This window comes from Thermophilibacter provencensis (assembly GCF_900128445.1).
GTDB classification, from domain to species: Bacteria; Actinomycetota; Coriobacteriia; order Coriobacteriales; family Atopobiaceae; genus Thermophilibacter; species Thermophilibacter provencensis.
This window is the reverse complement of sequence record NZ_LT671417.1, coordinates 2183082-2200387: the sequence shown is the minus strand read 5'-3', so window position 1 is coordinate 2200387 and position 17306 is coordinate 2183082. Positions and strand designations below refer to the sequence as shown.

Here is a 17306-nt window from a genome sequence, read left to right as displayed (position 1 = left end):
CGGGTGTGTACGAGATTGCACAATTGATGTTCTTCTCGCCAAATGCTCCACCTGCGTTTCTTTGATTGTTCGGTACATCATTATTTTTGCAACTTCGTACGCACCCGGAGATGGGGTGTGCCTCCGGAGAGCAGCATCCATGTCCCGGGGGAGACGCATCCGCTACAATAGCTGGGCTCGAGCCACAAAATGATACGAAGGGACTGTCCCTTCGTATCATCTGCATAGGAGGACGCGCATGCCAAGCCTTGAGGAGGAGATCTCTTCTCGCCGCACCTTTGCCATCATCTCGCACCCGGACGCGGGCAAGACCACGCTCACGGAGAAGCTGCTGCTCTACACCGGCACCATCCAGAGCGCGGGCTCGGTCAAGGGCAAGGCCAGCGCCAAGCACGCGGTCTCCGACTGGATGGACATCGAGAAGCAGCGCGGCATCTCCGTGACCTCGTCCGTCCTGCAGTTCACCTACGAGGGCCACTGCGTGAACATCCTCGACACCCCGGGTCACCAGGACTTCTCCGAGGACACCTATCGCACGCTCATGGCAGCGGACTCCGCGGTCATGGTGATCGACGGCGCCAAGGGCGTGGAGGCCCAGACCGTCAAGCTCTTCAAGGTGTGCGCGCTGCGCGGCATCCCCATCTTCACCTTCGTGAACAAGCTCGACCACGAGACGCGCGACCCCTTCGACCTCATGGAGGAGATCGAGAGCGTCCTGGGTATCGGGACCTACCCCATGAACTGGCCCATCGGCAACGGGCGGACGTTCCGCGGCGTCTTCGACCGCGCGAGCCGCCGCGTGCTCGCCTTCGAGGGCGACGGCCGCGCCAACGCCACCAAGCGCGTGGCCGAGGTGGAGGCGGAGCTTGGCGACGCCGCCCTCGACGAGCTCATCGGCGAGGAGAACCACCGCGCCCTCATGGACGACATCGAGCTTCTGGACGGCGCGGACCACGAGTTCGACCTCGAGGCCGTGCGCACGGGCAAGCTCACGCCGGTCTTCTTTGGCTCGGCGCTCACCAACTTTGGCGTGGAGCCGTTCCTGCGCGATTTCCTACGCCTCTCGCCGGCTCCCGGCGCGCACACGGATGCGCTCACGGGCGAGCCCGTGGAGGCCACGGACCCGGACTTCTCGGGCTTCGTCTTCAAGATCCAGGCCAACATGGACAAGAACCACCGCGACCGCATCGCCTTCCTGCGTATCTGCTCGGGGCGCTTCGTGCGCGGCATGGACGCCTTCCACGTGCAGGGCGACCGCAAGATCAAGCTGGCCACGGGCACGGCGATGATGGCTGACGACCGCGCCACGGTGGACGAGGCGAGCGCCGGCGACATCGTGGGCCTCTTCGACCCCGGGATCTTCTCGATCGGCGACACGCTCTGCAAGGTGGGCCGCCGCGTGCAGTTTGCAGGCATCCCCACCTTCGCGCCGGAGCACTTTGCGCGCATCGAGCAGGTGGACACCCTCAAGCGCAAGCAGTTCGTGAAGGGCATGGAGGAGCTCGCCCAGGAGGGCGCCATCCAGATCTTCCGCGAGTTCGGCGCCGGCATGGAGCGCGTCATCGTGGGCGTGGTGGGCGTGCTGCAGTTCGAGGTCCTGGAGCAGCGCCTCAAGAGCGAGTACCACGTCGAGGTGCGCCGCTCGCCCTTGCCCTACGGCCTCATCCGCTGGATTGACGAGAAGGACGGCGAGGTCGACGTGGCCAGGCTCAACCTCACGCGCGAGACCCTGCGCGTGGAGGACATGCGCGGCGGCAGGCTGCTTCTCTTCACGAGCCCGTGGAACCTCAACTGGGCGATCGAGCACAACCCGGACCTGCGCCTCTCCGAGTTCGGCAACGTCACGTTCTAGCATTTGGGGACGGGCGGCATTTGGGGACGGGTTATTTCTCTCAGAGCTTTTGGGACAGGCCCCGCCGGTTACACAGCCGGCGGGGCCTGTCCCAAAAGCTCTGAGAGAAATAACCCGTCCCCAAGCGCGCTTTCCGTCCTTCTCGGTTGGCGAGAAGGACGGAGCGCTCGTTTGCCTGTATGAAAATGAAGCCGAATCAGTCGATAATGTTGAGCGCTCACACGTTCGTCAGAGCTTGGATGTCGTCGCGGGGTGGCGCGCGGTGACCCAGCCGATTGCCAGACCTACCATCGCGGGAGCGAGGCCGTATGCAAATGCGGAGAGGTCGGCGGCCGCGATGTTGGTGAGACCGAGGGCGTTGGAGAGGCCAAACGTCGCTGCGATGAAGAGCGCATGGAGCGCGTCGATAGCGACCGGTGCGGCCAGGCGCCGCCAGCGGAGCTCGGTCATGCGGCCAATCAGAAACGCTGAGACGATGCCGGCTATCGGCAGGGCAATGTAGAGCGACAAGATCGTGTAACCCATGATGCCACCGCCGCCGAGCACACCCGTCGCGAGGGACCCCCAGTACAGGACAAGACAGGCGAGCCAGGTCACGCCGTAGATGAGCGTAGCCTTGATGAGACGCTTCTTCATGGGGCACCTCCTCTGGGGTTGTCTCTAGGGTACCCCATGCGCTGTCGTGTTATGTTGTATGTAGACACGTCTACGAAGGAGGCGCGCATGGCAACGGCAGTGGTGTCGGGGCGAGTGGACGAGAAGGTCCGTCAGCGCGCGGACGCCTACATCCGCGCGGCGGGGTCCACGCCCGCCGAGGTGATCAAGGTGGTGTGGGAGAACATCGCGCGCACGGGCGAGGTGCCGACTGAGGAGCAGGCGGAGGAGCCTCGCGGCGCCTGGGAACGTTTCATGGAGTTCCGGGAGAGCCTTCCCGAGGCCGAGCCGTGGTTGGTGAACCTTACCAAGGAGCAGATGCGTGACATGATTGCGAGCCGCTATGCGTGACTTCAACAGCAGGAGGCTGCTTTTTGACACCAACGTTCTTCTCGACGCGGTCTGCAGGGAGCGGCCGCAGTCTGCGGAGGCCTGCGAGGTGCTGCGCCGCTGCAATGGCGGGGGAGACCTGGGGATCGTTGCCGTGGGGTCCCTCAAGGACGCGTATTACGTGCTTCAACGTCAGTACGACGAGGTGTGGGCGAGAAGGTCGATCGAGTGGTTGCGCGAACTGCTCGTGATTGCGCCGCTGGGCGCGGAGGAGTGCGAGCTCTCGCTCGGTTGCGGGGAGCCGGACTTTGAGGACGGGCTCATTCGCGCCTGTGCGGAGCTCAACGACGTGGACGTGATCCTCACGCGCGACACAGCTGCGTTCAAGCGCTCCAAGGTCCGCGCCATGACCTGCGCGGAGTACCTGGAGCTCTTTGGCTAGGCATTCGCTTGTCCAACTCAATCCCCATAACCTTATTTAGACAATATCTATTGAGTTGTGTTATCAATGGGGGTGTACTTAATGAAGTATCGTGTTCTCAGAAGACGAATCTCCGAGTTGGCAAGGTCAAAAGGGCTTTTGGTAGTTTGGGAAGAGGGTTCGAGCCATACAAAGGTGAGTGTTGGGGGCAAGCAGACGACAATCCCTCGTCATTCTGAGGTCAACGAGATTACCTCCCGCGCGATACTTCGCTACCTATTTGGGGGCGAGTGACATGGCAAAGGACGTGACGGCACGCGTAACGCGCAGTGACGGTTGGTGGGCAGTCTCGGTCGATGAGATTCCGGGTTTGTTCACGCAGGCTCGTAGGCTCGATCAGGTCGCCGACATGGTTCGCGAGGCGGGTTCTCTACTCGGTGTTGACGTGGGAGCCGTTGAGGTTGCGCCCATTCTTGATTCTGACTCGCAAAGAATGCTTGAAGAACTCGAGGCTGCACGCAAGGAGGCAGAGGAGAAGCAGCGTATCTCCTCGGGACTCACCAGAGAGGTGATTAGGCGATTTCGTGACGAGGGCCTCACCCTGCGAGACATCGCGTCTCTCGTTGGGCTCTCGCAGCAACGCGTTGCCGTGCTCAGCAAGGATGTCTAGCTCTCTCCGGGCTCCAGCGCGTCGCGCAGGGCGGTCACGAGCTTGCCGGTCAGCGAGAGCAGCTGGCTCTGCTCGTCCTTCTCGAGGGCGTGGAATGCCCGCCGCTCTCCCTGCATGAGCGGTTCGATGGCGTCATCGATGAGGGTCCGCCCCCGTTCCGTGATGACGATCGCCTTGTCATGTCGACCTCCGAGCAGCGGCTCGAGGCTGACGTAGCCCTTCCCCTCAAGGGTCTTCAGGGCATAGTTCATGGTCTGCGGCGAGGTGTGCCACTCGTCGCAGAGCCTTCGCTGCGTTGGTTGCTCGCGGTGCAGCTGGAGGGAGTAGAGCAGCCACAGCATGGAGTCGGAGAGGCCGTGACGCTTTGCGTAGTCATGGTAGAGCCCCTCGATCTCCAGGTAGAGCTGGTTGAGCCGGGCGGTGACGTGGTCTTCTGTCTGGGACATGGGCACCTCGTGTTTTTTCGTCGGGAGCGCGTTTGTCGATAATTGTAATCCGAATTTGGATATCATTCCGAGTAGCTAGAAATCCGAATTCGTACTTATGTGTAGAGAGCCGAGGCGACGTGGCATGAAGGACGACATGAGCAGGCGAGAGTTCTCAAGACGTCTCGTTAAGATCGCGGGGGGGTTCGCTGGTTGCGCTCGTCGGGGTTCCGCTGCTCATCCTTCCCGGCCCAGGGGTGGCACTCATTCTTGTCGGAGCGGGCCTCGTCGGTGAGGGGCTCGGCCTCGACGTGAGGGGCTTCCTCAAGAGAGCCGTGCAGAGACTCGACAAGGAGCTGGGCGACTCGGGCAAGGCGTCCGCGCGAAGGGGGAAGGCCGGGTCCGGGCGAACAGGTCGGCATGCGCCTGGCGCTGGCAGAACGGCGGCATAACGAGGGGATGCATCATGAGAAAACTGGCTATCGTCACGGACAGCGCGGCGGATATCCTTCCCGCAACGGCCCGAAAGCTTGGGGTGCGCGTGGCCCCCATGCGTATCAACATGGGTGGTGATGACCTGCGCGATGGTGTTGACGTGCAGATTGGTCCGTACCTTGATCAGCTGGGAAGCTTGCAGCAGCTGCCGAGGACGTCGATGCCAAGCCCGACCGACTTCATGGAGACGTATCGCTCTCTTGCGATACAGGGGTACACCGACATCCTGTCCATCCACCTTTCGCGCTCGCTGTCCTCGACCATTGAGATTCCGAGGTTCCTTGCGGGCACGATGTTCAACGACGTCCACATCGAGGTTATCGACAGCCGGGCCGCATCGGTCGCGGAGGGGGCGATGGTCCTCGAGGCAGCGGCGGTTGCCGCAGCAGGGGGCAGTATCGAGGAGGCGGCCGCGAAGGCGCTCACCATTCGAGATCTCATCAAAATCCAGTTTGTTCCCAAGCGGCTCACCAACCTGGTCAAGGGAGGGAGGGCGACCGTGCTGCAGGCGTTCGCTGCTTCGGCACTCAGCGTGAAGCCCGTCATGAGCTTCAACTGCAAGGGTGAGATGCAGGTTGTCCATAAGGCGCACGGGATGGGGCGGGCTGCTGATTACATGGCGCGCAGCCTTGCCGACCAGGGGCAGGAGCAGGGGGAGCTCATCTACTTCACGCTGCACACCCGGGCCGAGAAGAGCGTCGAGCGCCTCGCTAACGCCATCGGTGAGCATGGCGCAGTCAGCTGGTGCGGAGGCTGCGCGACCATCGGTCCCTGCATCGCCACGCATGTGGGGGAGGGCGCGATCGGGGTCATGAGCTACCCGGCGTCCCTTCATAGCCCGACGCTCAGGAGCGAGGAGATGTTCTTGTCGCTGTAAGATCGTGCGGTGCCCGAACGCAGAAACGAAGATTACTGGCAACCTTCGATGCTGCATGCTAAAAGAACGCACGGACGAGAAAAACTGTCCGCGTGCGGCTTAAAAGCGACGCTTGAGCCAAGGAATTTCGATCGTGCGTCCTTCTCGGCATGCAAAATCGCATCTTTCCAGCAATCTTCGTTTCTGCTGGCTGGAGGCACGCGGGAGCCGGTCCGTGTTCCGCGCCGCGCCGCCGCACTCGTGACAAAACTCACTTCCGCGGGTGCGGGCCGCCTGTGACAATGGCGCCAAGAGAAAGGGGCCGCCATGCCACACACGCACGCCGCATCACCCGACGTCGTCCGCGTCACCGGGCTCGTCAAGCGCTACCGCGAGCTCGTCGCGCTCGACCACCTGGACCTCGCCGTCCGCCAGGGGGAGATCTTCGGGCTTCTTGGCCCCAACGGCTCGGGCAAGACCACGGCCATCAACTGCATCCTCCAGCTGCTCTCCTACGACCGCGGCACCATCGAGCTCTTCGGCGAGCCGATGGCACCCAACCGCTACGACCTCAAGGCGCGCGTGGGCGTGGTCCCGCAGCAGGTGGCCGTCTTCGACGAGCTCACCGTGCGCGAGAACGTGGACGCCTTCTGCGCGCTCTACGTGCGCGATCGCCGCCGGCGCCGCCAGCTCGTGGACGAGGCGATCGACTTCGTGGGCCTCGGCGACTACGCGCGCTTCCGCCCGGCCAAGCTCTCCGGCGGCCTGGCGCGGCGGCTCAACATCGCGTGCGGCATCGCGCACCGCCCCGAGCTCATCTTCTTCGACGAGCCCACCGTCGCCGTGGACCCGCAGAGCCGCGCGAACATCCTGGACGGCATCTGCCGCCTGCGCGACGAGGGTGCCACGGTGGTCTACACGAGCCACTACATGGAGGAGGTCGAGCAGATATGCGGCCGCATCATGATCTGCGACCGCGGGCGCGCCGTGGCGCAGGGCACCGCCGACGAGCTCAAGCGCATGATCAGCCTCGGCGAGAAGATCACGGCCGAGGTGGGCGAGCTTCCCGAGGGCACGCTCGAGCGCCTACGCGGCCTCTCGCACGTGCTCTCAGCGGACTGCGCGGACGGCATGCTGAGCCTGACCTGCGAGGCGAGCGCGCACAACCTTACCGACGCGCTCGGCGTGCTGACCGCGGCCGGCGTGCGCCTGGGGCGCGTGTGGTCCGAGCCGCCCACCTTGAACGACGTCTTCCTCGAGCTCTGCGGCCGCGAGCTGCGCGACTAGGGGGCTGCCATGGGAACCTCGTTTCTGGTGAGCGTCAAGAGCCTCGCGCGCACGCCCGCGGTGATCGTGTGGGTGCTGGCGTTTCCCCTCATCATGTCCGCCATCTTCCTCTTCATGTTCTCCGGCATGCGTACGGACGGCGTGGTGGATCCGGTGCCGGTGGCGCTCGTGGCGCCGGCGGGCGAGAAGGACGGCGCGCCCGCGGGCTCGTTCGCCCAGGTCGTGGACGTCCTCGCGGAGCCGGGGGAGGACCAGCTGCTCGATCTGCGGCACGTGGAGACCGCCGCCGATGCTGCGGACCTTCTCGCTGCCGGCGAGGTCGACGGCTACTTTGAGCTCGCACCCGACGGTACGCCCGCGCTCACGGTGGGCTCGGCCTACACGCTCGCGAGCGCGGACGGCGCGACGGCGGTCAACCGCACGATCCTGGAGACCGTCGCCAGCTCCTACGTGCAGTCGCGGGCCCTTCTGGAGGAGGTGGCGCAGCGCGACTCCGCGGCGCTCGCAGACCCCGCCGCGGTGGCGGATGCCCTGGGCACCCAGGTTGACGTGGAGCAGACGCAGATAACGCACGCCCGGCCGGAGGAGATCGTGCGCTACTACTACGCGCTTCTCGGCATGGGCGCGCTCATGGCCACCCAGGCGGGCATGCTCGCCGTGGCGCAGGCCCAGCCCGGCGTTTCGGCGCTCGGGGCGCGCCGGGCGGTCTCGGGCACCTCGCGCCTGCGACAGCTCGCCGGCTGCGTGCTCGGTGCATGGGCGGTCTCGACCGTGGCGCTGACGTTGGCCTTCGCGTTTCTGCGCCTCGTGGTGGGCGTGGACTTTGGCGGCCGAGAGGGGCTCGCGCTTGTGGCCGTTGCCGTCTGCGCGCTGCTCGCCACGGCGCTCGGTGCGTGCGTGGGGGCGCTGCCCCTCTCGGCCGGCATCTCCGCACGTTCGGGTATCCTCACGGCGCTGACCTGCGTGCTCTCGCTCTTTGCCGGCCTCTACGGAACTGCGGCGATGGAGCTCGCGGACAACCTCGCCCACACGCTGCCGTGGACGAGCTGGGTGAACCCGGCCAAGCTCGTGTGCGACACGTTCTACGCGCTCTACTACTACACCTCGCTCGCGCCGTTTGCCGCGCGCCTCGCCGCCTGCGTGGCGGGCGCGCTCGCCCTTCTCGCCGTGGCCGGCGCCATCTTTAGGAGGCAGAGCTATGAGCACCTTTAGGACCGCCCTGCGCGTGGTTGCCGGACACCCCATCTACCTCGCGGTCTACGTGGTGTTTCTCTCCCTCATGGGCGTGTTCGTGGTGGGGGACATGGGTGCGGCCACCGCGGGCGAGAAGGGCGGCTATGCCGCCTACGAGGCGCGCGTCGCGGTGGTGGACCGCGACGGCACGGCGCTCTCGAACGCGCTTGCGGCGTGGGTGAGTGACGCCTTCGAGCTCGTGGACGTTGCGGACGAGCCGCTCGCGCTGCAGGATGCCGTGGCCACGGGTCAGGCGGACTGCCTCGTGGTGCTGCCGGGGGGCTTCGAGCGAGAGCTGCTCGAGGCGGCGCGCGCGGGGGACGAGGTGCCGGCGCTCGAGGTCGCCTACGGCCAGGACGTGCAGGCGGGGGCGCTCGCGGCGCAGGCGGCGTCACGCTGGGTCTCGCTCGCGGCCGCCGCGGCGGCGCTCGAGCCGCAGGCGTCGGCGTCCGAGGTCGCGGACCTCGCGCTGGTTGCGGCGGCGGAGCGGGCCGAGGTGGACGTGCGGGAGTCAGAGGGTGCGCTCGGCGGTGCCGACCGGCTCGCCACGTACCTGAACTTCTCGACGTACTCCGTCATGAGCTCCATCGTGGTGGTGGCTGGGGTCTCGCTCGCGGCGTTCCAGCGCCCGGAGCTGCGGCGTCGCACGGCGGCGGGTCCCGTCTCGCCCGCATGCCTCTCTGCGGGGCAGGTCGCGGCGTGCCTCGTGCTCGCGGTGGCCGTGTGGGCGTGGACCTGCGCCGTGGCCCTCGCGTCGTGCGGGGGAGCGCTCGCGGGGACGGATCCGGCGCTCGTGGCCTGCGCGCTCGCGAGCGTGCTGCCCTTTGCCCTGGTGCCGCTCGCGCTGGCGTTTTTGCTCGCGCAGCTCGGCCTCGGAGAGGACGCGGTCAACGCCTGCGGCAACATCGGCGCCACGATGCTCTCGTTTCTCGGCGGGGCGTGGGTGCCGCTCTCCATGCTGCCCGACGTCGTTCAGATGGCGGCGCGCCTCTCGCCCTCGTACTGGGTGAGCCAGGCGGTCGCGGCGGCGCTGCACGCCGAGGCGCTCACGCCCGAGCTGGCCGCCGAGCTGGGGACCAACCTGGGGATCGTTCTGCTCTTTGCGGTGACGCTCTTTGCCGTGGGACTCGCGCTCGGCCGCGCGCGCCGCCGCGTCGCCGGCGCGGCGTGAGCAACGCCCGTGTGTGTTGTTGTCCGGCCGCGCTGCTAGAATCGCCCCATGGAGAGACTGGCCGACAAGCTCGTGGTGCTCGTCGCCTGCCTGCCCGCGCTCGTCGCGGCGGCGGGTGGGTCGGCCGGCGCCGGCCTCGTGGTCGCGCTGCTGGCGGCGGTTGCCCTGGCGTCCCTCTGCGAGCTCGCCCGCGGCCGGTCGGTCCTCGTGCCGCCGCTTGTCCTCTGCGTTCTCGCGTGCGTTCTGTCCGAGGCCGTGGCGCTTCTCGGCGTGGCCGCCTACGATCTGTGCCGCGTGAGCGCCGGGGAGCGGGGATGCGTGCGTGCCGTGCCCGCCGCCGTGCTCGTGCCGCTCGCCTGTGGCGCAGCGCGCGGCGTGCCTGACGAACGTGCGGTTCTTCTCGCCGCGGTCGGGGTCGTTGTGGGCGGCTGGCTCGGCCTGCGCGTTGGGGCGTCCGAGCTGCGGCGCCGCGACGCCCTCCGCACCCGGGACGACCTCACCGCCGCGCGCCTCGCCCTGGCCGAGAAGAACCGCGAGCTCCTGGACGCCCAGGACTACGAGGTGCGCCTGGCCACGCTCTCCGAGCGGGCGCGCATCGCCCGTGAGATTCACGACAACGTGGGCCACCTGCTCACGCGCGCCGTCGTGCAGGCGGAGGCGTACCGCGTGGCGCACGCGGGGGAGCCGGTGGCCCAGGACCTCGCGGCCGTGGCGGACACGGTGCGCGCGGCGCTCGACGAGGTTCGCGCGAGTGTGCACGACCTGCGCGACGACGCGTGCGACCTCTCGGTGCAGGTGCGCGCCGTCGTGGAGCGCGCCTGCGCGGGGACGCCGCTCGCGCCCACGGTGCGCGTGGAGGCGGGGGAGGCGCCGGCCGCCGTGGCGAGCTGCCTCACGGCGGTCGTGCGCGAGGCCGTCTCCAACGTGCTGCGCCACGCGGACGCGCGCCACGTGGGCGTGGAGCTCGTGGAGCATCCCGGCCTCTGGCGGCTCACGGTGACAGACGACGGTCGCGGGGGCGCCGGGCGCGGCGACGGCTCCGGCATGGGGCTCGCCTCCATGGAGGAGCGCGTGCGGGCGCTCGGCGGCACCTTCCGCGCCGGCCCCGGGGAGCGCGGCGGCTGGACCGTCTTCGCCAGCGTCCCGCGTGGAAAGGGGACAGTCACTTTTCCACGCTCGAGGGGAGAGACATGAGGGTGGTCATCGCAGACGACGACGCCGTGGTGGTGGAGTCGCTCAGAATCGTACTGGACGCGCAGCCGGACATCGAGGTCGCGGGCTGCGGGACGGACGGGGCCGACGCCGTGCGCTTGGCGGCGGACGCCGCGCCCGACGTGGTCCTTCTCGACATCCAGATGCCCGGCATGGACGGCCTGGCCGCCGCCGAGCAGATCCTCGCCACGCCGCGGCCTCCGCGCGTGGTCTTTCTCACCACCTTCTCCGATGACGAGTACATCGTGCGGGCGCTCTCCCTGGGGGCGGCGGGCTACCTCATCAAGCAGGACGTGGCAGGCGTGGCGTCGGCGCTGCGCGCGGTCATGGCGGGGCGGAGCGTCCTCGAGGGCGAGGTGCTCGAGCGGGCGGTCGCGCTCGGCGCCGGCGGGGCCGCCGGAGCGTCCGGCGCGACAGCCGAGAAGCCCGACCTCGCGACGGTCTTCCCGCAGCTCACAGACCGCGAGCGCGAGGTCGTGGCGCTCATCGCCGAGGGCCTCGACAACCGCGAGGTGGCCGCGGCCGCCTACATGGGCGAGGGCACCGTCCGCAACCACATCAGCTCGATCCTGGCCAAGCTGCACCTGCGCAACCGCACGCAGATCGCCGTGGCATACTGGAGGGCGCTCAGATGAACCCGTCCCCAATTACCAGAGAGGGAGTGCAATGAACGAGGAGAGCGGCTGGAAGGCCAAGCTCGCGTGCGTGTGGGGCGGCGAGCTGGTCTCCGTGCTCACGAGCTCCGTCCTGCAGATGGGCTTCGTCTGGCACATCACGCTCACCACGAACTCGGCGAGCATGCTCTCGCTGGCGTCCCTCGCGGGCTTCCTGCCGCTCGCGCTTTTTGGCACCTTCGCGGGGGCCGTCGTGGACCGTCTGCCGCTCAGGGTCACGCTCGTGGGGGCCGACCTCTTCATCGCCGCGGTGAGCGCCGTCGTGGCGGTGGTCTCGCTCACGGGGACACTGCCCGTGTGGGTGGTCATGGCCGCGCTCTTCGTGCGCGCCATCGGCAGCTCCCTGCACACGCCGGCCTTCCAGGCGCTCACGCCGCTCGTGGCGCCTGCCGAGCACCTCACGCGCCTCGCGGGCGTGACGCAGGCGGTGCAGTCCGGCGGCTACATCCTCGGCACGGCCATCGCGGCGGTGATCTACCCGCTCTGGGGTCTTACGGCCATGATTGCGCTCGACGTGGCCGGGGCGCTCATCGCCACGGCGGCGGTGCTGGCGGCGCGGCTCAATGTGGGCGGCGCGGGGCAGGGCACACAGGCGGGCGAGAAGAACCTCGGCCTCGCGGCGCAGGCCCGCGCCCTCGCCGCCGAGACCGCCGACGGCTACCGCGTCCTGCGCGGCTACCGTGGCCTCTTCGCGCTTCTCTGGTGCGGCTTTGCCTTCACGCTGGTCTTCTCGCCCATCTCGGCGCTCTTCCCGCTCATGACGCTCGACCACTTCGGCGGCACCACGGGCGACGCGGCCACGGCGGAGATCGTGTTCTCGGTGGGTATGATCGCGGGCTCGGCGCTGCTCACGGCAACGGGCGGCCTCAAGAACCGTGCGCTCACCGTCGTGGCGGCGACGGCGCTCTACGGCGTAGCCACGCTCGCGGCGGGCCTGCTCGACGCCGGCGGCTTTGTCGCGTTTCTCGCCATGAGCTTCCTCATGGGTCTGAGCTCGCCGTTTTACTCCGGCCCGCAGACCGCCCTCATGCAGGAGAAGGTCCCGCCCGAGTACCTGGGGCGCGTCTTCGGCCTCTACGGGGCCATCATGTCCTGGGCGCTGCCGCTGGGCCTGGCGTTCTCGTCCGTCTTTGCGGACGCGGTGGGCGCCCCGGCGTGGTTCGTGGGCGCCGGGGCTGCGATGGTCCTTCTCGCCGGCGTGACCTGGTCAATCCCCGCCATCCGCCGCATCGAGGAGTAATTGGGGACGTGTTTTACCGAGCCCAGGACTCGTTCACAATCCTCAGCGTGAGCTCGTCGCGGCCGCCGGCATAGTACTTGTCCAGCACATCACCAAAGACGGGGTCGACGCCCGCGAGCTCGAAGAGCGTCATCGACGAGCGGACCTTGAGGGCGTCGATGCTCCCCAGCACGGCGACGGGGTCGCCTCCCGGCAGGGCGAGAAGTGCGTGCGAGATCTCAAGAAGACGCCCCCTGAGCAGGGGATGGTTGACGTATGCGTCAAGCTCGTCGCGGCTGGCGATGCCATAGCGCTCCGCCATGGGGCTGCGCCCGAGCCCGCGTGCCTGCGGGAAGACGAACCAGATCCAGTGGCTCCGCTTGCGGCCGGCGCGAATCTCGGCGAGCGCCTCCTCAAAGACGCCGCCCGCCTGTGCGCGCACGAAGCGCTCGATGTCAAAACCTGCGGTCATGCGCCACCCCTCCCGTTTGTCAGATAATAGACCCGTTGCCTGCCGAGAAGAGCGGAGACCTGTATGTCCTACTGCGACTGGGGCACCACCGACGAGCTCTGCCTGCGCTACCACGACGAGGAGTGGGGCGTGCCCCTGCACGACGACCGCGGGCAGTTTGAGTTCCTCTCGCTCGAGGTCATGCAGTGCGGGCTCAACTGGACCATGATGCCGCACAAGCGCGAGGTGCTCCGCGCGTGCTTCGCGGGCTTCGACTACGATGCCGTGGCGGCGTTCGGGCCGGAGGACGTCGAGCGCATCCTGGAGACGCCGGGGATGATCCGCTCCCGCCGCAAGGTTAAGGCTATCATCAACAACGCGCGCTGCTTCCAGCAGGTTCGTGAGGAGTTCGGCAGCTTTGACGCCTATCTCTGGGGCTTCTCGGACGGCAAGACGATCCTCTACAACAAGCACGCCGACGGGTGGATTCCGGTGAGCAACGGCCTCTCGGCGCGCGTGGCGGCTGACCTCAAGCGTCGCGGCTTCAAGTACCTGGGTCCCACGACGGTCTACTCGCACCTGCAGGCCTGCGGCATCATCAACGACCACGCCCGCGAGTGCCCGCGCTACGCCGCGGTCAACGCCATGGGCCCCACGGTCGAGAGGCGCCGCTACCTCGAGAAGGACGTGCGGCACTACGAGTAAGTCAAAAGGGGACAGGCCCCTTTTGGATCAGAACGCGAAGTTTGCGACAGACTAATTGTGAGCTCAATGCGCTCACAATTTGGATTCGGCACACACCGTGTGCCGAATCCTTGGGCTGAAGATTCTTGACGCAATGCGTCAAGAAAGTGCACACATCGTGTGCACAATTCGAGACGCGCCGTGTCTCGAATTGGTGTCTCCCACCGCGGGAGTGTTCTTCTCGCTGTGAGATGAGCTGCAACTACCCCAGATTCTTAAGCAGCTTTCTACCTGAGGAAACTCGAATAATAGCAGGTAGAACGATTGCATTTGCCGCTTAAAAAACCGGGAGATTGCAGGTCGCAACTTCTAGAGGTCGACCACGCGTACGGTGCGGCCGCGCCCGCGCAGCAGCGCAATCAGGTCCGTGGTGGCGAGAAGGACAGTGGCGGTGTTGTCGCACGGGTGCACGGTCACGCGGCCGGCGTCGACGAGCTCCCGGTCGATCACGACCTCCACGCGCCTCTCGGCGTCGTTCAGCACCCCGAGCGGCGTGACGGAGCCGGGCGCGAGGCCGAGCATCTCCCCCAGGTCCTTCTCGCTCGCAAACGAGAGGCGGCGCGAGCCCAGGCGCTCCTGGACCTCCCGCAGCGATAGGCTCTTCTCGTCCGGAAGGCAGACGAGGTAGTACGCACGGTGCTTGTCGTCCCTCAGGAAGAGGTTCTTGGCGCCGAGCTCCTGATGGGGGATGCCCGCGGCATGCGCCTGCTCCACGGTGAAGACGGCATCGTGCTCGTAGAGCTCGTAGGCTATTCCGGACCGGTCAAGCAGCCGCAGCACCTCGCCCTTGCCAAGCGTGCAAAAGTGCCTGTCCCCTTTGCACGTCATCGCTCGAGCTTGGGGATGACGGCGATGGCGGGGTCCACCTCGGCGGCGAAGGCGTCGAGGTCGGCGTAGGTGCCGACGATGCTGCCGTAGTGGGTGGGCACCGCGGCGGCGGGGCGCAGGACGTTCACGAAGGCCGCGGCCTGGTGCGGGTCGCAGGTGTAGGTGCCGCCGATCGGCACGAGGGCGACGTCGCAGCCCACGGCCTCGTTGTCCGGGTTCTGGTCCGTGTCGCCGGAGACGTAGTAGCGCGTGGGCTCGCCGTCGAGCGTGACCACGTAGCCGAGCCAGCCGTTTGCCCGCGGGTGCATCCCCAGGCGCTCGGGCTCCACGTTGTAGGCGGGCACGGCCTCCACGCAGATCCCCGGCAGCTCGATCCTCTCGCCCGCGCCCATGAGGTGCGTCGCGGCGGCGCCCAGCCCCGCTATCTCGCCCGCCATGCTCGCCGGCGCCACGACCACGGTATTCTCGCCGGCCACGCGCGCGTAGTCCTCGGGCGAGAGGTGGTCGTAGTGGGCATGCGTGATCAGCACGTAGCCCGCGTCGTGCGCGGCCTCGGCGGCCGCGAGCGAAAAGGGGTCGAAGTACGCGACCGTCCCTCCCGCCCCCTCGATCCGGATGGCGCTCTGGGTGAACACGCGGACGTTCTCGAGGCTGCCCATGGCGGCTCCCCTCCTTATAATCGGGTTATCTGATTGTACGTTGGGCGGGAGGCACGCATGCGCGAGAAGATCGACGTCGCCGAGTACGCACCCACCATCCTGCGGGAGCTGCCCAAGGGCGTGCTGCTCACCGCCCGCGCGGGTGGTCGCGCCAACCCCATGACCATCGGGTGGGGCACGCTGGGCGTCGAATGGGGCAAGCTCCTCTTCGTGGCCTACGTCCGCAGCAGCCGCTTCACGTACGGCCTCATCGAGAAGAGCGGCGAGTTCACGGTGAGCGTGCCCATGCGCGCAGGCGAGAAGGACCACGACCGGCGTATCAGCCAGATCCTTGCGGTCTGCGGCTCCAAGAGCGGGCGCGACCTGGACAAGGTGGCCGAGCTCGGCCTCACGCTCGTCGAGGGGGAGGAGGTCGGCGCCCCCGCCGTCCGGGAGCTCCCGCTCACGCTGGAGTGCCGCGTGCTCTACAGGCGCGAGCAGGACGAGTCGCTGCTGCGCGAGGACCTGCGCGGGAGGTACTACTCCACGGACGCCCCGCACACCGCGTACTATGCGGAGATCGTCTCCGCCTACGTCCTGAGATAGGGCAGGGGGACGGAGGGCCTGTCACCGCTCCGTCCCCCTGTCACGCGCTTATGCGGGCGCTACTTCCTGCCGAAAAGGCCGCCCAGGCCGCCGAGCATGCCGCCGAGGCCGCCGGCCAGCGCGCCGAGGTCGAGGTTGCCGAGGTCCAGCGCGCCGAGGTCGAGGCTGCCGTCGGCGATGCCGCTCTTCACGCCGTCGACGATCTGCGAGAGGTCGGCGTCTCCGATTGGCTGGCCGGTGAGCTCCTCGATGGTGCCCTTGGGGTCGGCAAGGAGGTCCTGGAGCCTCTCGGGGGCGTCCGCGAGGGCGGCGGAGACCTGGGAGATGATGGCCTGGATGTCCATGGGGGTCCTTTCTTTTGGGCGCCGGGGGCGCGTTCGACTCTGGGGCTCTAGACTACCTGCTGGCCCGCTCGGGGGCGAGCCGCGTTCGGCCGGCGTCCGCGGGCGGTTGAGGGCGGTCCGCGCGCGGCCCGTCCCCCTCCGGTCCGATGGCGGCCCGCACGGCGTCGAGCAGCTCGGCGCAGCGCAGCGTGGCCGCGAGCGGCATGACGTCAGACTCCGCCCTTCCACAGACCACGAGGTCGACGAAGTGCCCGATCTCGTCGTAGAAGTCGTCGACGGGGTAGGGGAGCTCGAGCCCGACGGGGTCCTCGCCCGGGCGCTCCAGGCGGGCGCGCTGCGGGCGGTGCATGTCCTCCACCACGATGGTCCCCGCCGCCCCGATGATGCGGGCCTCCCGGGGGCCGGCCGCGTCGGCGGCGGTGACGAGCCGCGCCGTCATCTCTCCGCGCGCGAGCTCGGCCTCGACAAAGCAGTCGTGGCCGTGGTCCCAGCGCGCGGCCGCGCCCACGACCTCGAGGGGGCCGCCCAGGTAGTCCTCCACCCAGGAGGAGCAGTAGATGCCGGAGTCCAGCAGGATGCCGCCCCCGCGCGCGGCGGAGAGGTAGTCGCCCCCGCGCGCGATGCGCTCCCCCATGTCGTTCTCGAGCAGCGCCTCCACGCGGCGGACCTCGCCGATGGCGCCCTCCGCGACGAGCTCGCGCACGCGCCGGTAGAGCGGGGAGAAGCGCGTCTTCATCGCCTCCATAAAGAGGGTCCCCGTCTCGCGGGCCGCGCCCGCGAGCTCGCGCGCCTCCTCGGCGTCCACGCAGGCCGGCTTCTCGCAGAGCACGGCCTTGCCCGCCCGCAGCGCCGCGAGCGCCCACTCGAGGTGCATCGCATGGGGGAGGGCGAGGTAGACGGCGTCGACGTCCGGCCGGGCGAGAAGGGCCGCGTGGGCCGCCCCCGCGACTCCGCCGAGCGCCTCGTCGGAGAGGGCGCCGCCCTCGGGGACGCCGTGCTCGAGGGCGAAGGCCTCCGCCCGCCCGGCGCGGCGGCAGCTGATGGCCACGAGCTCGGAGCGCCCCTCGTGCACGAGGCTGCGCGCGAACCGGTGGGCTATCCTGCCCGCGCCGACGATCCCCCAGCGCACCGCGCGGGCGCCCGCCGCGCCGCGGTCCCTCGTGGCGGCGCCCCCGCCCAGGTCCTTCTCGCCCATG

At 68.1% G+C, this 17306-nt stretch carries 20 protein-coding genes; 13 read left to right on the top strand and 7 right to left on the bottom strand.

Annotation, left to right across the window (positions count from 1 at the left end; translation table 11 throughout):
• Positions 1-238 precede the first annotated feature (238 nt).
• Positions 239-1852, top strand: coding sequence for a peptide chain release factor 3 (locus tag BQ7391_RS09955; protein WP_075280462.1), 1614 nt, complete (start codon positions 239-241; stop codon positions 1850-1852).
• Positions 1853-2080: 228 nt separating this feature from the next.
• Here BQ7391_RS09955 and BQ7391_RS09950 read toward each other — a convergent pair whose 3' ends face one another.
• Positions 2081-2488 carry a hypothetical protein gene (locus BQ7391_RS09950; protein ID WP_075280461.1) on the bottom strand — a complete coding sequence of 136 codons (408 nt, stop codon included), beginning with the start codon at positions 2486-2488 and terminating at the stop codon, positions 2081-2083.
• An 87-nt stretch (positions 2489-2575) separates the two neighbouring features.
• Between BQ7391_RS09950 and BQ7391_RS09945 the strand changes: the two genes are divergently transcribed.
• The 3 genes from BQ7391_RS09945 (at position 2576) to BQ7391_RS09930 (ending at position 3927) form a co-directional block, all read left to right on the top strand.
• The gene (locus BQ7391_RS09945; RefSeq protein WP_075280460.1) at positions 2576-2857 is read left to right on the top strand and encodes a type II toxin-antitoxin system RelB/DinJ family antitoxin; all 282 of its coding nucleotides are present in this window, start codon (positions 2576-2578) and stop codon (positions 2855-2857) included.
• Positions 2850-3278, top strand: coding sequence for a type II toxin-antitoxin system VapC family toxin (locus tag BQ7391_RS09940; RefSeq protein ID WP_075280459.1), 429 nt, complete (start codon positions 2850-2852; stop codon positions 3276-3278). The genes BQ7391_RS09945 and BQ7391_RS09940 overlap by 8 nt, the downstream gene beginning before the upstream one ends.
• A 274-nt stretch (positions 3279-3552) precedes the next feature.
• Complete coding sequence (locus BQ7391_RS09930) at positions 3553-3927, top strand: type II toxin-antitoxin system HicB family antitoxin (RefSeq protein WP_075280457.1); 375 nt, start codon at positions 3553-3555, stop codon at positions 3925-3927.
• On the opposite strand, the gene BQ7391_RS09925 is transcribed toward BQ7391_RS09930, so the two are convergent.
• Entirely contained in the window at positions 3924-4373 is a 450-nt protein-coding gene (locus tag BQ7391_RS09925; RefSeq protein WP_075280455.1) for a MarR family winged helix-turn-helix transcriptional regulator, read from the bottom strand. The two genes, BQ7391_RS09930 and BQ7391_RS09925, sit on opposite strands and share 4 nt — an antisense overlap.
• Before the next feature lie 445 nt (positions 4374-4818).
• On the opposite strand from BQ7391_RS09925, the gene BQ7391_RS09920 reads away from it, so the two are divergent.
• From BQ7391_RS09920 to BQ7391_RS09890, 7 genes are all read left to right on the top strand, one after another.
• Positions 4819-5724 carry a DegV family protein gene (locus BQ7391_RS09920; RefSeq protein ID WP_075280454.1) on the top strand — a complete coding sequence of 302 codons (906 nt, stop codon included), beginning with the start codon at positions 4819-4821 and terminating at the stop codon, positions 5722-5724.
• A 306-nt stretch (positions 5725-6030) separates the two neighbouring features.
• Complete coding sequence (locus BQ7391_RS09915) at positions 6031-6990, top strand: ABC transporter ATP-binding protein (RefSeq protein WP_075280453.1); 960 nt, start codon at positions 6031-6033, stop codon at positions 6988-6990.
• A gap of 9 nt (positions 6991-6999) precedes the next feature.
• Positions 7000-8202 (top strand): ABC transporter permease, encoded by a 1203-nt coding sequence (locus BQ7391_RS09910; protein WP_075280452.1) that lies wholly within the window; start codon positions 7000-7002, stop codon positions 8200-8202.
• The gene (locus tag BQ7391_RS09905) at positions 8189-9394 is read left to right on the top strand and encodes an ABC transporter permease (protein ID WP_075280451.1); all 1206 of its coding nucleotides are present in this window, start codon (positions 8189-8191) and stop codon (positions 9392-9394) included. The genes BQ7391_RS09910 and BQ7391_RS09905 overlap by 14 nt, the downstream gene beginning before the upstream one ends.
• Before the next feature lie 48 nt (positions 9395-9442).
• Positions 9443-10588 carry a sensor histidine kinase gene (locus tag BQ7391_RS09900; RefSeq protein ID WP_075280450.1) on the top strand — a complete coding sequence of 382 codons (1146 nt, stop codon included), beginning with the start codon at positions 9443-9445 and terminating at the stop codon, positions 10586-10588.
• Positions 10585-11241: a response regulator transcription factor gene (locus BQ7391_RS09895; RefSeq protein ID WP_075280449.1), complete on the top strand. Its 657-nt coding sequence runs from the start codon at positions 10585-10587 to the stop codon at positions 11239-11241. Before BQ7391_RS09900 ends, BQ7391_RS09895 begins: the two co-directional genes overlap by 4 nt.
• Positions 11242-11272: 31 nt before the next feature.
• On the top strand, positions 11273-12520 hold the full coding sequence (locus BQ7391_RS09890) for an MFS transporter (protein WP_075280447.1): 1248 nt from the start codon (positions 11273-11275) through the stop codon (positions 12518-12520).
• A 13-nt stretch (positions 12521-12533) separates the two neighbouring features.
• On the opposite strand, the gene BQ7391_RS09885 is transcribed toward BQ7391_RS09890, so the two are convergent.
• On the bottom strand, positions 12534-12971 hold the full coding sequence (locus BQ7391_RS09885) for a DUF1810 domain-containing protein (protein ID WP_075280446.1): 438 nt from the start codon (positions 12969-12971) through the stop codon (positions 12534-12536).
• Between the two features lie 63 nt (positions 12972-13034).
• On the opposite strand from BQ7391_RS09885, the gene BQ7391_RS09880 reads away from it, so the two are divergent.
• Entirely contained in the window at positions 13035-13655 is a 621-nt protein-coding gene (locus BQ7391_RS09880; protein WP_075280445.1) for a DNA-3-methyladenine glycosylase I, read from the top strand.
• A gap of 348 nt (positions 13656-14003) precedes the next feature.
• Here the strand turns inward: BQ7391_RS09880 and BQ7391_RS09875 are convergent, their stop codons facing one another.
• A complete protein-coding gene (locus BQ7391_RS09875; RefSeq protein WP_200799607.1) occupies positions 14004-14474 on the bottom strand; it encodes a prolyl-tRNA synthetase associated domain-containing protein in 471 nt (156 codons plus the stop codon).
• A 44-nt stretch (positions 14475-14518) separates the two neighbouring features.
• Complete coding sequence (locus BQ7391_RS09870) at positions 14519-15181, bottom strand: MBL fold metallo-hydrolase (RefSeq protein WP_075280441.1); 663 nt, start codon at positions 15179-15181, stop codon at positions 14519-14521.
• 57 nt (positions 15182-15238) lie between these two features.
• Between BQ7391_RS09870 and BQ7391_RS09865 the strand changes: the two genes are divergently transcribed.
• Positions 15239-15766: a flavin reductase family protein gene (locus tag BQ7391_RS09865; protein ID WP_075280440.1), complete on the top strand. Its 528-nt coding sequence runs from the start codon at positions 15239-15241 to the stop codon at positions 15764-15766.
• A gap of 59 nt (positions 15767-15825) precedes the next feature.
• Here the strand turns inward: BQ7391_RS09865 and BQ7391_RS09860 are convergent, their stop codons facing one another.
• Both BQ7391_RS09860 and BQ7391_RS09855 read right to left on the bottom strand, forming a co-directional pair.
• Positions 15826-16110 (bottom strand): hypothetical protein, encoded by a 285-nt coding sequence (locus BQ7391_RS09860; protein WP_075280438.1) that lies wholly within the window; start codon positions 16108-16110, stop codon positions 15826-15828.
• Positions 16111-16162: 52 nt separating this feature from the next.
• On the bottom strand, positions 16163-17305 hold the full coding sequence (locus BQ7391_RS09855) for a Gfo/Idh/MocA family protein (RefSeq protein ID WP_075280436.1): 1143 nt from the start codon (positions 17303-17305) through the stop codon (positions 16163-16165).
• Position 17306 lies beyond the last annotated feature (1 nt).